The sequence below is a fragment of the Candidatus Pantoea formicae genome, from assembly GCF_011752625.1.
GTDB classification, from domain to species: domain Bacteria; phylum Pseudomonadota; class Gammaproteobacteria; order Enterobacterales; family Enterobacteriaceae; genus Pantoea; species Pantoea formicae.
On the sequence record NZ_VWXD01000003.1, the window covers coordinates 498494 to 512348 of the forward strand.

Here is a 13855-nt window from a genome sequence, read left to right on the forward strand (position 1 = left end):
TCATTACACAATTTGAATTGATGCTCCGCGGCCGATTGCGTAATAAGTAAAGCCGCGTTTGCTGATACGCTCCGGATCATACAGGTTACGACCATCAAAAATCACGGGTTGTTTTAACGCGGTTTTGATGACATCGAAATCTGGTGCACGGAAATTCTGCCATTCAGTACAAATGACCAAACCATCCGCACCCTGCAGCGCCGCTTCTTTCGTCCCCGTCAGCTTGAGATCATCACGATGACCATAGATGCGCTGGGCTTCTTCCATCGCCTCTGGGTCAAACGCCTGAATCGTCGCACCGGCTTCCCACAGCGTTTCCATCAGCACACGGCTGGAGGCTTCACGCATGTCGTCAGTATTAGGTTTAAACGCCAGTCCCCACAGTGCAAACGTCTTACCACGTAAATCGTCACCAAAATGACGTTTAATGAAGCTTGGTAATTTGTTTTTCTGTGAATCGTTGACGTCTTCCACTGCCTGCAACAAACGCGGGGTATAGCCAATCGACTCAGCGGTGCGAATCAACGCCTGGACGTCTTTCGGGAAACATGAACCACCGTAGCCGCAACCTGGGTAGATGAAGTGGTAACCGATGCGTGAATCCGAGCCAATCCCCTGACGTACTTTTTCAACGTCGGCTCCCAAACGTTCCGCCAGGTTGGAGATCTCGTTCATGAAGCTGATCTTGGTTGCCAGCATGCAGTTTGCTGCGTATTTCGTCAGCTCTGCACTGCGGATATCCATCAGAATCATACGATCATGGTTGCGGTTGAATGGCTCATACAGCTCACGCAACAGCTCAACCACTTCGTCGTTATCGGTGCCCACGACAATACGCTCAGGACGCATACAATCGTTTACTGCAGCCCCTTCCTTGAGGAATTCAGGGTTAGAAACCACATCAAACGGGATGTTGGCATCACGTTTTTGCAGTGTTTCGAGCATTACTGCACGCACGCGATCGGCGGTTCCCACAGGAACGGTCGATTTGTCGATAACCACTTTGTGGTCATCCATGTGCGATGCAATCGTGCGCGCAACCGCAGTCACATATTTCAGATCGGCAGAACCGTCTTCATCCGGCGGCGTACCCACAGCAATAAATTGCATGACACCGTGGTTAACACCCTCTTCCGCATTGGTGCTGAATTTCAGGCGTCCCGCTTCATAGTTAGACATAACCAGCGGCGTCAGACCCGGTTCAAAAATAGGGATCTGGCCTTTTTTCAGGTTTTCGACTTTCTTTTCATCGACATCAATACAGAGAACGTCATGTCCGACTTCGGCTAACACCGCAGCCTGAACCAGACCGACATAGCCGATACCAAATACAGTGACTTTCATTGAATTATCCTGTGTTTAATGAATTACTTTTTGTTGCCGACTGCGCCTTCCAACCACTGAGTAAAGTCTTTACCCAATACTGGATGACGAACGCCGTACTCAACGAAAGCCTGCATATAACCCAGTTTGTTACCGCAGTCATGGCTAACACCCGTCAGGTGATAAGCTTCAACGGTCTCTTTTTCCATCAGCATCGCAATGGAGTCCGTCAACTGGACTTCGCCACCGGCACCCGGAGGTGTTTTAGCCAGCAGTGGCCAGATATCAGCAGACAGCACATAGCGACCCACAACCGCCAAGTTGGAAGGTGCTTCAGATGCTTTAGGTTTTTCTACCACGCCCACCATCGGTGCGCTCTGGCCTGGTGCCAGGTCAGCACCTTTACAATCGACAACACCGTACGCTGTCACATCAGCAACCGGCTCAACCATGATCTGACTACGGCCGCTTTCTTCGTAACGCGCCAACATTTCTGCCAGGTTGTCTTTAGTTGGATCTGATTCGTACTCATCAATGATGACATCAGGCAGGATCACAGCAACCGGCTCATCGCCCACCAGTGGGTGCGCACACATCACCGCGTGGCCTAAGCCTTTCGCGATACCCTGGCGAACCTGCATGATGGTGACATGTGGAGGGCAGATAGATTGGATTTCATCCAGCAACTGACGCTTAACGCGTTTTTCCAGCATAGATTCCAGTTCAAAACTGGTATCAAAATGGTTTTCGATAGCATTTTTAGATGAGTGGGTAACCAGCACAATCTCATTAATACCCGCAGCAATGCACTCATTCACGACATATTGGATCAGCGGCTTATCGACCAGCGGTAACATCTCTTTAGGAATAGCTTTGGTAGCAGGCAGCATACGCGTACCCAGACCCGCAACCGGGATTACCGCTTTTTTTACTTTAGACTTATAGGCAGACATCTAAATACCTCTCTTAATAGGCCGTTCAAGTTAATACTTGATATGTCGGTTTAAAAACGAAATGAGTATATCAGTTAGTATCAGGCGGATTTATCCTGGATGGAGTTAATCCGCGGAATTTAAGACTATTACCCAAGTGTAAAGCTTACCCTTGGCCCTGTCTTCAACCCGCTAAAAATATAAATTCGACCGCTTACTCTTCAGCCGAAAGCATCAGACGAAGCCTGCCGCCCGCGCCCCAAACATGGCACTGCCAGGCATCAGCACGCTGACTGATTTGATTGAGGTGAGTGCTGCCCATAGTACCGAGCGGCACGCCGTTGCTGAGCTGTATTTGGTGGGTGTTAACGTGCAAAGTGGCATTGAGTCCGGCAGAGACCAGAATCAAATTTTTTAACTGGCGATGGTAGTACCCCACTAAAAGCGGGAACTGGCCCGTCAGGTTGGCCTGACGCAAAAGCAGGTTGACCTGGCGTAACAGACCATTTAACTCTGGCAGACGTTGTTTCTGGCCGGAAAGTTGTTCTTGCAGCAGCCCATTGAACAATGCGCGCAGTAGCAGCGCAGCCAGCACGCCATTATCTCCCGCTCTCGTCACATCGAGGCAGTAAAAGGCAAGGTCATTGTCAGACAGCGCCGCGATATCCAACACCAGTCCAGGCTGCTCTGCCATGGTCAGTTGGCGATAGTTAATACGGCAATTGGCGATGGTTTGCTGAACGGGTGGTTGCAACTGTTTCAGTAATTTCGAGGCAGCTGAGGGATCGCTTACCAGCGCGTCCCAGTCCTGAAACAACTGCTCATCTTCCTCGACTTTGGAGGTGAACATCGAGGGATACAGACATTCATAAACGGCTTCACGGAAACGCTCGAGATTTTTTAGCGGCTTTAGCAGAACATCCTGCACACCCAGTCTCAGTACACGCGCGATGTCAGCCATATTTTGCGTGGCAGAAATGATGAGGATCGGTACCGTGTTGCCACGGCTGCGAATACGCTCCACAAACTGGATACCGCCCATGCGAGGCATCTCCAGATCGCAAATCACCAGATCAACGGCTTGTGCCGACAGCAAGGTTAAGCCATCAAGGCCATCACCGGCTTCCAGCGTACTGGCGCCAAGATTCGCCAACATATTGTCCAATAATGAACGGAAAACGACCTCATCTTCGACAATGAGTATCTTTTTGCCGATTAGTGGCTTTTCCATTCTCTCCCCCTGTGTACCAGATATTTCAATAGTGGTTCATAAAACGCAGATACGCCTTTCAGAATTGGCTGAAGTCGTAGTGCTTGTGAATGAACAACCTGATTATCTGCCACGGACCAGCGGTAATAGTTCATCCATTTTTTTCTCAACTGCGGCTTTACCTGCCGCGATGGCTTCTTCTGCACGATGAAAATCCAGTGTGGATATCTGCGGACAAAATGGTTGGATCAGGACATCCGGTGGATCGCCTGCCATACGATTACGTTTCAAACGATTTTCAAGAATCTGAATGGAGGTTGACATGATCTCCATTGCGCCAGGTGTCTGATTAGCCCGACGATGCGTTAAGCCCAGTATGCGCTGACGCAATTTTTTGCCCCAGCTCAGTGCCTCAGCTGCAGCGGCTTCTTCGCCACTTTGTGGCGTGACCGAGAGGAGATCTTGCTGCATCAGATGCGCGTCGTGCTGCAGGTCAACCGCAATCACAATGTCTGCACCCAGTGCTCGCGTGAGCGATATTGGCACCGGGTTAACCACCGCCCCATCCACCAGCCAGTAACCATTGTAGCTAACTGGAGGTAATAAACCTGGCATGCTGCATGATGCACGCACCGCTTGGTGGAGATCGCCTTCTGTAAGCCACAACTCGCGCCCGGTACTTAAATTAGAGGCAACCACGCCAAAGGGCTTGTCGCAGCCTTCAATAAGTTCGTTGGGAATGATCTGACGAACATGGCTGAACACACGATCCCCCCGCAGCAATCCACCGCGCTGCCACGAGAGGTCCATCAACCGGATAACATCCCAGTAGCGAAAGGCACTGACCCACTTTTCCATCAGCCCCAAGCGGCCATTCACGTAGGCTGAACCCACTAAAGCGCCAACAGAACAGCCCGCAACGACATCAACCTCAATCCCGGCACGTTCCAAGGCATTAATGACACCAATGTGCGCCCAGCCTTTGGCGGCACCTGAGCCCAGGGCCAGCCCAATTCTTACCTTTCTCATCGCACCTCGTGATTCGTCTGGCACGTAGCATCACACCGAGCAGTCGGCTACCATAGCGCATACTTTAATTAACTTTAATCACTCACAGGAGATGACGTGTCCGAAAAGTGCCCTTGCTGCAGCGGAAAGCAGTATAGCTTATGTTGCCAACCCTTTCTGAGCGGCCAAGAGATACCTGCCAGCGCTGAACAATTAATGCGTTCGCGCTACACCGCCTACGTTGAGAAGAATGCGGCTTATTTAGCGGCAACTTGGCACTCCAGCAAGCGCGTGGCAGACCTTGAGACGTTATTATCTGAAAGTTTTACCGACTCTGAGTGGCTGGGCTTGAATGTAACCCGTTGTAATCATGGAAGCCATGAGAACGAAGCCTTTGTGACTTTTTTTGCGCGCTATCTCGAAAAAGGCCGCGCTTCTGCCATCTATGAATGTTCACGCTTTCTTCGTGAGGATCAACGCTGGTACTATATCGACGGTACAACGCCAGAGTTAGGGCGTAACGATCGCTGTCCTTGTGGCTCCGATAAAAAATACAAAAAATGTTGTGGTTAATCTGGACAGATGCACAACGGCTTTACCATTCATCGCTTTGACAGGACTCTGATCGAGATGCAAGCGCAAAACACGCAACGAAAAGTTTTACGGACCATTTGCCCTGATGCAAAAGGTCTGATCGCCAAGATCACCAACATTTGCTACAAGCACGAACTCAATATTGTGCAAAACAATGAGTTTGTCGATCACCGTACCGGGCGCTTCTTCATGCGCACAGAGCTGGAAGGGATTTTCAACGACAATACCTTGCTGGCGGATCTCGATAGCGCCCTGCCGGTCGGTTCAGTGCGTGAACTGCAAAGTGCCGGACGCCGCCGTGTGGTCATTCTGGTGACCAAAGAGGCACATTGCCTCGGCGATTTACTGATGAAGAGTGCCTTCGGGGGTCTTGATATGGAGATCGCCGCCGTCATCGGTAACCATGAAACACTGCGTTCACTGGTCGAACGCTTTGATATTCCGTTTGCACTGGTGAGCCATGAAGGGCTGACGCGTGAAGAACACGACAATCGCATGTGCGAGGAAATCGATCGTTACCAGCCTGATTATGTGGTGCTGGCAAAATACATGCGCGTGTTAACACCCGCTTTTGTTCAGCGTTATCCAAACCAGATCATCAACATTCACCACTCGTTCCTGCCCGCCTTCATTGGCGCACGCCCTTATCATCAGGCATATGAGCGTGGTGTGAAGATCATCGGCGCAACAGCGCACTATGTGAATGATAATCTGGATGAAGGTCCAATCATCATGCAGGACGTGATCAACGTTGATCACAGCTATACCGCAGAAGAGATGATGCGCGCTGGCCGCGATGTGGAGAAAAACGTGCTTAGCCGCGCACTCTACAAAGTGTTGGGCCAGCGTGTGTTCGTTTACGGCAACCGCACCATCATTCTTTAATCCTTCGTTGGCGCTGAATTGTGCAACTCTTCAGCGCCACGAGTGAAAAGTGGTCAAACGATTCATATTTTTGTTTTCAGCACTTTACAGTCCAAACGCATTTGGTATGATGCGCCCCGCTTTCAGGCACTTTAATTCAGGCCAGTGGCGGGATTCCCGAGCGGCCAAAGGGAGCAGACTGTAAATCTGCCGTCATCGACTTCGAAGGTTCGAATCCTTCTCCCGCCACCATCTGAATTAACACCTCGCCTGAATCTTCAAGAGCTTTATATCCCTGGCGGGATTCCCGAGCGGCCAAAGGGAGCAGACTGTAAATCTGCCGTCATCGACTTCGAAGGTTCGAATCCTTCTCCCGCCACCATCCTGTATTTTCTCAGTGCTTATCGATTAAATTAATTCCTTCATATTGCACGACGAGAAGGATGAGAAGCTTCGACCGAAGGTTCGAGTCGAACGCAGTGAGACAACGCGCTTTAGCGCGGCCCGCAGGGCGAGACGCATCGCGTCGAGTCATCCTTCTCCCGCCACCATCCTGTATTTTCTCAGTGCTTATCGATTAAATTAATTCCTTCATATTGCACAATGAGAAGGATGAGAAGCTTCGACCGAAGGTTCGAGTCGAACGCAGTGAGACAACGCGCTTCAGCGCGGCCCGCAAGGCGAGACGCTTTGCGTCGAGTCATCCTTCTCCCGCCACCATCCTGTATTTATTCAACACTCATCGATTAAATTTGTTCCTTCATATTGCACAATGAGAAGGATGAGAAGCTTCGACCGAAGGTTCGAGTCGAACGCAGTGAGACAACGCGCTTCAGCGCGGCCCGCAGGGCGAGACGCATGGCGTCGAGTCATCCTTCTCCCGCCACCATCCTGTATTTTCTTTGTTAGCTTTCCCTTTTGATTCAATCGCTCATTACACCGATTCAAACCATGACTTTTTGTGCAAAACTCGTTACCATCCCGCCATACTTTTGCGGATAAAAATGGCAGCGAAATGAAATTTGTCTCTTTCAACATCAATGGCTTGCGCGCGCGTCCTCATCAACTCGAAGCCCTGGTTGAACAACATCAGCCAGATGTCATCGGCTTGCAGGAAACCAAAGTTCATGACGACATGTTCCCGCTCGAAGACGTTAGCAAATTGGGCTACAACGTCTTTTATCATGGTCAGAAAGGCCACTACGGTGTCGCGCTGCTGACCAAAGCGCAGCCTGTTTCAGTACGCCGCGGGTTTCCCGGTGATGATGAGGATTCTCAGCGTCGCTTGATCATGGCTGAGATCCCCAGCCCAATTGGCGATATCACCGTGATTAATGGCTATTTCCCACAAGGTGAAAGCCGCGACCATCCCACCAAATTTCCGGCAAAAGAGAAGTTCTATCGTGACCTTCAGGATTACCTGGAGCAACAGTTGGCGGTGGATAAACCCGTGTTGATCATGGGCGACATGAATATCAGCAGCACCGATCTTGATATTGGTATCGGTGAAGACAGCCGTAAGCGTTGGTTGCGTACCGGTAAATGTTCATTCTTACCCGAAGAGCGTGAGTGGATGGACCGCTTGATGCACTGGGGCTTAGTTGATACCTGGCGCGCCAAATACCCGGAGACAGCCGATCGCTTCTCTTGGTTTGACTATCGTTCTAAAGGTTTTGATGACAACCGCGGTCTGCGTATCGATCTGCTGCTCGCCAGCCAACCGCTGGCTTCACGCTGCATTGAGAGCGGTATTGATTATGACATCCGCAGTATGGAGAAACCGTCAGATCACGCGCCAGTGTGGTCGACGTTCTCACTGGATAAATAAGCGGTGATGCAGCGTATGGCGTCGAAACGCCATACGCTGTTATTTAATGATCTTCCAGATCAATGGATTGGTTCCCATCACCTTCTCATCGCGTCCGCACTGCAGCAGCACACCCTCCGCTTTCACCACTGCACCTTCCGAATAACTGCGGTTTTCGTAGATGCAACACTGCAAACAGTTGCTTTGCTGATTATTCTGCCCTTGCGTCCACACCTCTCGCGGCATATCCACCACGACATCGGTATTGCCCAGATGGCTGGTTTCCGGCTGGCGATTAGCTTGTGCGCTGTTACTGCACATCAACGCTAAGCCAAGCGCGATAAAGACATAACGCATTACTCTGTCTCCTTGGTTTTACGCCGGGTCGATTTCGGTTTCGCTTTCCGTTTTGTCGCCGGTGCGGCGATACCTCTGAATGACTGCAATGACGGTCGCTGACGCGCTTCGCCAATCAACCCTATCAGTGTGCTAACCAGTGGCTGCATAAACTCATCGTAGCGACAGGATTTTTCACTGATGCGCGTTAACGTTGATTCCCAGTGCGCCGTCATATCAGGCCGTGCCGCCATTTCAGGAAGCGCATGGATGAGCGCCCTTCCTGCATCCGTAGAGTGAATATAGCGGCCTTTCTTCACCAGGAAGGTTCGCCGGAACAATAATTCGATAATACCCGCACGCGTCGCTTCCGTTCCTAAACCATCGGTCGCACGCAGCACTTTCTTTGATTCTTTATCCTGGACAAAGCGCGCGATACCGGTCATGGCGGATAACAGGGTGGCATCGGTGAACGGGCGCGGCGGCTGCGTCTGCTTAGCGAGCACTTCACCGCGCTCACACAGCAGCTCATCGCCCTTTGCCACCACAGGTAAAGGCGTGCCATCGTTCTCTTCATCGCGTTCTTTACTGCCAAGTAAGGCACGCCAACCCGCTTCCGCCAGAAAGCGCGCTTTCGCAACAAACTTCCCACCGCCGATGTCGAGATCGATAACGCATTTGCGAAACACCGCGTCTGGGCAGAATTGCATCAAGTACTGTCGTGCAACCAGGCCGTAAATATTGGCTTCATTTTCCGTCAAATTCACTTTACTGGCGCGGGCGGTAGGGATGATGGCGTGGTGAGCATCCACCTTCTTATCGTCCCAACAGCGATTCTTCTGATCAGGATTAAAATCCGTGGGCGGTGTCAGATTGGGTTGGTGCGCCTGAATCGCATTCAGCACCGCATGGCGTCCGGCAAAGTGCTCATCGGGCAAATAACGGCTGTCAGAACGCGGATAGGTAATCAGCTTATGGGTTTCGTACAGACGCTGACAGCAATCCAGTACGTTTTGCGCGCTGAGGCCGAAACGCTTTGCCGCTTCTATCTGCAGGCTGGAGAGAGAAAACGGCAGTGGCGCGGTGTCAGATTCTCGTTTGTCGTTATAACCGGTGACCATCGCCGGCTTACCGTTGATACGCTCTAACACGTGATCGGCTAACGGACGATGCAATAGCCGCCCTTCTTCATCCTGCCAGGGTTCGCAGGCATCACTGGGTATCCAACTGGCAACAAAACGCTCATCTTTCGGCGTCACGATATGCGCTTTTACTTCGAAATAATCTTTCGGGATGAAGTTCTCGATCTCTTCATCACGACGCACCACCAAGCCGAGCACCGGTGTCTGAACGCGACCGACCGACAACACGCCATCATAACCGGCATTGCGCCCTAACAACGTAAACGCACGGGTCATATTGATGCCGTAAAGCCAATCTGCACGCGCGCGCGCCAATGCAGAGACACATAGTGGGATAAACTCGCGGTTCTCACGCAAACGGCCCACCGCGCGTTCCACCGCGGAGGGGTTGAGATCGTTAATCAGACACCTTTGCACTTTCTGCCGTTTTTCCGGCACGAGTTGCAGATAGTCCAGGACTTCATCCACTAACAGCTGACCTTCACGATCCGGGTCACCGGCATGAACCACTTCGCTCGCCTGCTGCAGCAAACCCTCAATCACTTTGAGCTGTTTCGCCACCGACGGGCGCGGCTGTAAACGCCACTTTTCCGGGATAATCGGTAGATCGGCGAGATTCCAGCGCGCATAGCGGCTGTCATAGCTGTCCGGCTGCGCCTGCTCCAGCAAATGCCCGACACACCAAGTGACCATCTGATCGTTGCCACAGGCAATAAAGCCGTCGCCGCGTCGATGCGGTTTCGGCAGTACATCAGCAATGGCGCGCGCCAGGCTGGGTTTTTCAGCAATAAACAAACGCATGTCTGGCGTCGTTCCTTCTACGTCAATTCACGACGGTAATTAATGGGCAAGACGTGTCAGCAGCCAAAAGCTCACCGATCGCCGTCGCCTGCACGCCTGCCAATGTTGCGCAGTGCTGGAAGGCTTCGACCCCGCTGGGTTGCACCGCCACCAGCAAACCACCCGAGGTTTGCGGATCACACAGTAACGCACGCGTTGCATCGTCCATCGCGGAAATATGGCCACCATAGCTGGCAAAATTGCGCTGAGTGCCACCGGGCACTGCACCTGCAGCAATATACTCATCCACTCCCGGCAAGTGCGGAACCTGTGTAGCGTGGATTTCTGCGCGCAAACCGGATCCCTGGCAAATTTCACTCAGGTGCCCGAGTAAGCCAAAACCGGTGACATCGGTCATGGCGCTGACGCCATCCAGTTTGGCAAACTCGGCACCTGCTTTATTCAACTGGCACATGATGTCAGCCGCCAGTGACTGGTGTTCAGGGCGAAGTAAACCTCTCTTCTCGGCGGTGGTAAGGATGCCAATGCCAAGTGGTTTCGTCAGGAATAACTGACACCCTGCCTGTGCTGCGCTGTTCTTTTTCACGCGCGCAACATCCACGATGCCGGTCACAGCCAGACCGAAAATCGGTTCTGGCGCATCAATCGAGTGTCCACCTGCCAGCGCAATGCCCGCCGCCTGACACGCCGCTCGGCCACCTTCAATCACCTGCTGTGCCACCTCCGGGCTGAGGACGTTGACTGGCCAGCCAAGAATCGCGATCGCCATAATGGGTTTGCCGCCCATGGCATAAATATCACTAATGGCATTAGTGGCGGCAATACGGCCAAAGGTATGAGGATCATCGACGATGGGCATAAAGAAATCGGTGGTGCTGACCACCGCAGTGCCGTTGCCCAAATCGTAAACCGCGGCATCATCGCGCGTTTCATTGCCCACCAGCAGTTGGGGGTCGTGGAATGGCGTTATCTCACTGCGAAGAATGGTTTCCAGTACCTGCGGCGAAATTTTGCAGCCGCAGCCAGCTCCATGGCTGTATTGCGTCAGGCGAAGCGGTTCACTCATGGCGGGTTCCTTATGCGCTGTACAGAAGGCAGTATGTTAGCCTGGCTGCCAGCCGCTGGTAAGTGTTGCGCGATCTAACCACGATCTTTCGCACACGTGGTGTGCAATATCTGCAACCGCGCTCACCTTGCCGAAGAAACCCGCCGCTGTCTGTCAGAAATAACTGACAAACTGTGCGGTATCCGGCGCCACTACGGTGGTGTTGGCTTTTAACTGAGGCGTGCCGAGATAGAGGAAGCCCACAATCGCATCCTGGTCGCGGCATCCAAAGGCCTCGCGCACCGCCGGATTCTCGGTCCATGGGCCGCTGCGCCAGATGCCGTTAAAGCCCTGTGCCACTGCCGCCATTTGCATCGCCATCACGGCACAACCCGCTGAGACCAACTGCTCCCAATGCGGCACTTTGGCATTTTCTTCACAGTGAGCAACGACCGTGATGATCATCGGGGCGCGGAAAGGTGCAGAAGCGGCTTTCTCAATCGCCTTATCATCCTGATGGCTGTCTCGCGCCGCTTGCTCTAACAATTTCGCGAAGCGCTCGCGTCCGTCATTTTCAACAATAATGAAGCGCCAGGGTTGCATCGTGCCATGATCCGGCGCGCGTAATCCCGCATGCAAAATGTTCTGCAATGCTTCTCCTACCGGTGCTGGCTCAGCCAAACGTGATGCTGAACGGCGGTTAACTAATAAATCCAATGCATCCATCATTATTCTCCCATGAATAAAAAGCGTCGGCTAATCCTGGCACAGCGAGATCTTTTGTAACAGTCTGGCGCGATTTCCTGCTGACATTTCGCACGCTGCTCTTTAGGATGAACCCGACATCGGGGCAGACCGCGTGGCGACTGCCCTGTTACGTGAATATGGAGAGTTTATGCGCACATTGTGGCGAATTATTGCCGGCCTGTTCCGTTGGAGCTGGCGGGTATTAAATTTCATTCGAGAATTTATTCTGAATTTATTTCTCATCGTGCTGATCCTGGCGGGTGTCGGCATTTGGTTGCAGCTTTCCAGTGCCAGTAGCAGTGAGCCGGTGCAGCAAGGTGCGCTGAAAGTGGATCTGAGCGGAGTCTTGGTTGATAAACCATCCGTCAGTAACCGTCTGAGCCGCATCGGCCGACAGCTATTGGGCGCCAGCAATGACCGCTTGCAGGAAAACTCTCTGTTCGATGTCGTGGATGCCATTCGTCAGGCAAAAACCGATAAGAACATCACGGGTATCGTTTTGGACCTGCGCGACTTTGCCGGTGGCGATCAACCTTCGTTGCAATATGTCGGTAAAGCACTGCGTGAATTCCGCGATGCTGGCAAACCAATTTATGCCGTCGGTGATAGCTATAGCCAGGCGCAGTACTACATTGCCAGCTATGCGACCAAGATCTATTTGTCACCGCAAGGTACGGTAGACCTGCACGGTTTCGCAACCAATGGGCTGTACTACAAATCCCTGCTGGATAAGTTAAAAGTCAGCTCGCATGTGTTCCGTGTGGGTACCTACAAATCGGCAGTTGAACCCTTCCTGCGGGATGATATGTCGCCAGACGCGCGTGACGCCGACGGTCGCTGGATTGGCCAACTGTGGCAGAACTACCTCAACACTGTGTCCGCTAATCGTCAAATCACGCCAGATCAACTCTTCCCTGGCGCAGCGGGCATCATAAGCGGCCTGCAAGCTGTAGACGGTGATACCGCGAAATATGCGCTGAACAGCAAGCTGGTTGATGTGTTGGATAGCCGTGCAGCCGCAGACCAGGAACTGGTGAAAACCTTCGGCTGGGATAAGGCAAATAACGATTATCGTAACGTCAGCATTTACGATTACACCGTAAAACAGCCGCCGCAGGGTGATGACGGCAATATTGCGGTGATCTTCGCCAGCGGTGCGATTATGGATGGAGAAGAGACGGCAGGAAATGTCGGTGGCGATACCACCGCCTCACAGATTCGTGATGCCCGCCTTGATCCGAAAATCAAAGCCATTGTCCTGCGCGTGAACAGTCCTGGCGGCAGCGTCACTGCTTCAGAGGCGATCCGCGAAGAGTTGGCAGCGGCACACGACGCGGGCAAGCCCGTGGTGGTATCGATGGGCGGCATGGCGGCATCCGGTGGTTATTGGATTTCCACACCAGCTGATTATATTGTCGCAGCACCGAGTACGCTGACCGGCTCGATCGGTATTTTTGGCGTGATCAACACGGTTGAAAACAGCCTAAGCACCATTGGCGTGCACACGGACGGCGTGGCTACTTCACCGCTGGCAGACGTAGCGACCACCAAAGCGCTGCCAACAGAAGTTCAGCAACTGATGCAACTGACCATCGAAAATGGTTACCGCAACTTTGTTGGCCTGGTAGCAAAATCACGTCATAAAACGCCGGAGCAAATCGACGCCATTGCACAAGGCCATGTGTGGACCGGCAGCGACGCCAAAGCCAATGGCTTGGTAGACGCACTGGGTGACTTCGACGACGCCGTGGCAAAAGCCGCTGAGCTGGCAAAAGTGACCAAACCACAGCTGAGCTGGTATCAGGATGATCCGGGTATGCTTGACCTGTTGTTGAATCAGATGAACGCGTCAGCGCAGGCAATGCTGCCTGCAGCACTGAAAGTGTGGCTTCCCGCACCGATGTTAGATGTGATGAGCGCCGTCAAAAACCAGCCGGGCCTGATTAATAACCTTAACGATCCGCAAAATCGTTATGCTTTCTGCCTTAACTGCGGCAACGTACGTTAATCTTTACAGCCCGGCCGCTGGTCGGGCTGCTTTTCGCT

General features: G+C 52.5%; 12 protein-coding genes, 2 tRNA genes and 3 other RNA genes. 9 read left to right on the plus strand and 8 right to left on the minus strand.

All coding sequences use genetic code 11. From position 1 onward, the window contains the following. Positions 1–3: 3 nt before the first annotated feature. From F3J38_RS11025 to rssA, 4 genes are all read right to left on the minus strand, one after another. The gene (locus F3J38_RS11025; RefSeq protein WP_167138295.1) at positions 4–1344 is read right to left on the minus strand and encodes a UDP-glucose dehydrogenase family protein; all 1341 of its coding nucleotides are present in this window, start codon (positions 1342–1344) and stop codon (positions 4–6) included. Between the two features lie 23 nt (positions 1345–1367). Then, positions 1368–2276, minus strand: a complete 909-nt coding sequence (galU, locus tag F3J38_RS11030; protein ID WP_034828817.1) for a UTP--glucose-1-phosphate uridylyltransferase GalU — start codon at positions 2274–2276, stop codon at positions 1368–1370. Between the two features lie 193 nt (positions 2277–2469). Then, entirely contained in the window at positions 2470–3486 is a 1017-nt protein-coding gene (gene rssB / locus F3J38_RS11035; RefSeq protein ID WP_167138297.1) for a two-component system response regulator RssB, read from the minus strand. A gap of 102 nt (positions 3487–3588) precedes the next feature. After that, positions 3589–4494, minus strand: a complete 906-nt coding sequence (gene rssA / locus F3J38_RS11040; protein WP_167138299.1) for a patatin-like phospholipase RssA — start codon at positions 4492–4494, stop codon at positions 3589–3591. 96 nt (positions 4495–4590) lie between these two features. Here rssA and F3J38_RS11045 point away from each other — a divergent pair, with 96 nt between their 5' ends. The 8 genes from F3J38_RS11045 (at position 4591) to xthA (ending at position 7759) form a co-directional block, all read left to right on the plus strand. Next, complete coding sequence (locus tag F3J38_RS11045; protein ID WP_167138301.1) at positions 4591–5046, plus strand: YchJ family protein; 456 nt, start codon at positions 4591–4593, stop codon at positions 5044–5046. A 57-nt stretch (positions 5047–5103) separates the two neighbouring features. Beyond that, a complete protein-coding gene (gene purU / locus F3J38_RS11050) occupies positions 5104–5952 on the plus strand; it encodes a formyltetrahydrofolate deformylase (protein ID WP_167138303.1) in 849 nt (282 codons plus the stop codon). Between the two features lie 146 nt (positions 5953–6098). Continuing rightward, positions 6099–6183, plus strand: a tRNA-Tyr gene (locus F3J38_RS11055). 45 nt (positions 6184–6228) lie between these two features. Next, positions 6229–6313 (plus strand) — tRNA-Tyr (locus F3J38_RS11060). A 40-nt stretch (positions 6314–6353) separates the two neighbouring features. Further along, positions 6354–6482: non-coding RNA, RtT sRNA (locus F3J38_RS11065), on the plus strand. Positions 6483–6522: 40 nt separating this feature from the next. After that, positions 6523–6651, plus strand: a non-coding RNA gene (locus F3J38_RS11070) — RtT sRNA. A 40-nt stretch (positions 6652–6691) separates the two neighbouring features. Further along, a non-coding RNA gene (locus F3J38_RS11075) (RtT sRNA) lies at positions 6692–6820 on the plus strand. Between the two features lie 126 nt (positions 6821–6946). Further along, positions 6947–7759 (plus strand): exodeoxyribonuclease III, encoded by an 813-nt coding sequence (gene xthA / locus F3J38_RS11080; protein WP_167138305.1) that lies wholly within the window; start codon positions 6947–6949, stop codon positions 7757–7759. A 39-nt stretch (positions 7760–7798) separates the two neighbouring features. On the opposite strand, the gene F3J38_RS11085 is transcribed toward xthA, so the two are convergent. The 4 genes from F3J38_RS11085 to F3J38_RS11100 form a co-directional block, all read right to left on the minus strand. After that, positions 7799–8059, minus strand: coding sequence for a YnjH family protein (locus F3J38_RS11085; protein WP_370661721.1), 261 nt, complete (start codon positions 8057–8059; stop codon positions 7799–7801). Positions 8060–8094: 35 nt separating this feature from the next. Then, positions 8095–10017, minus strand: a complete 1923-nt coding sequence (locus F3J38_RS11090; RefSeq protein ID WP_167138309.1) for a DNA topoisomerase III — start codon at positions 10015–10017, stop codon at positions 8095–8097. Between the two features lie 22 nt (positions 10018–10039). Continuing rightward, positions 10040–11083 carry a selenide, water dikinase SelD gene (gene selD / locus F3J38_RS11095; RefSeq protein ID WP_167138311.1) on the minus strand — a complete coding sequence of 348 codons (1044 nt, stop codon included), beginning with the start codon at positions 11081–11083 and terminating at the stop codon, positions 10040–10042. A 153-nt stretch (positions 11084–11236) separates the two neighbouring features. Next, positions 11237–11788, minus strand: a complete 552-nt coding sequence (locus F3J38_RS11100) for an NAD(P)H nitroreductase (protein ID WP_167138855.1) — start codon at positions 11786–11788, stop codon at positions 11237–11239. Between the two features lie 169 nt (positions 11789–11957). Between F3J38_RS11100 and sppA the strand changes: the two genes are divergently transcribed. After that, a complete protein-coding gene (sppA, locus tag F3J38_RS11105; protein WP_167138313.1) occupies positions 11958–13817 on the plus strand; it encodes a signal peptide peptidase SppA in 1860 nt (619 codons plus the stop codon). The last annotated feature ends 38 nt before the right edge of the window (positions 13818–13855 follow it).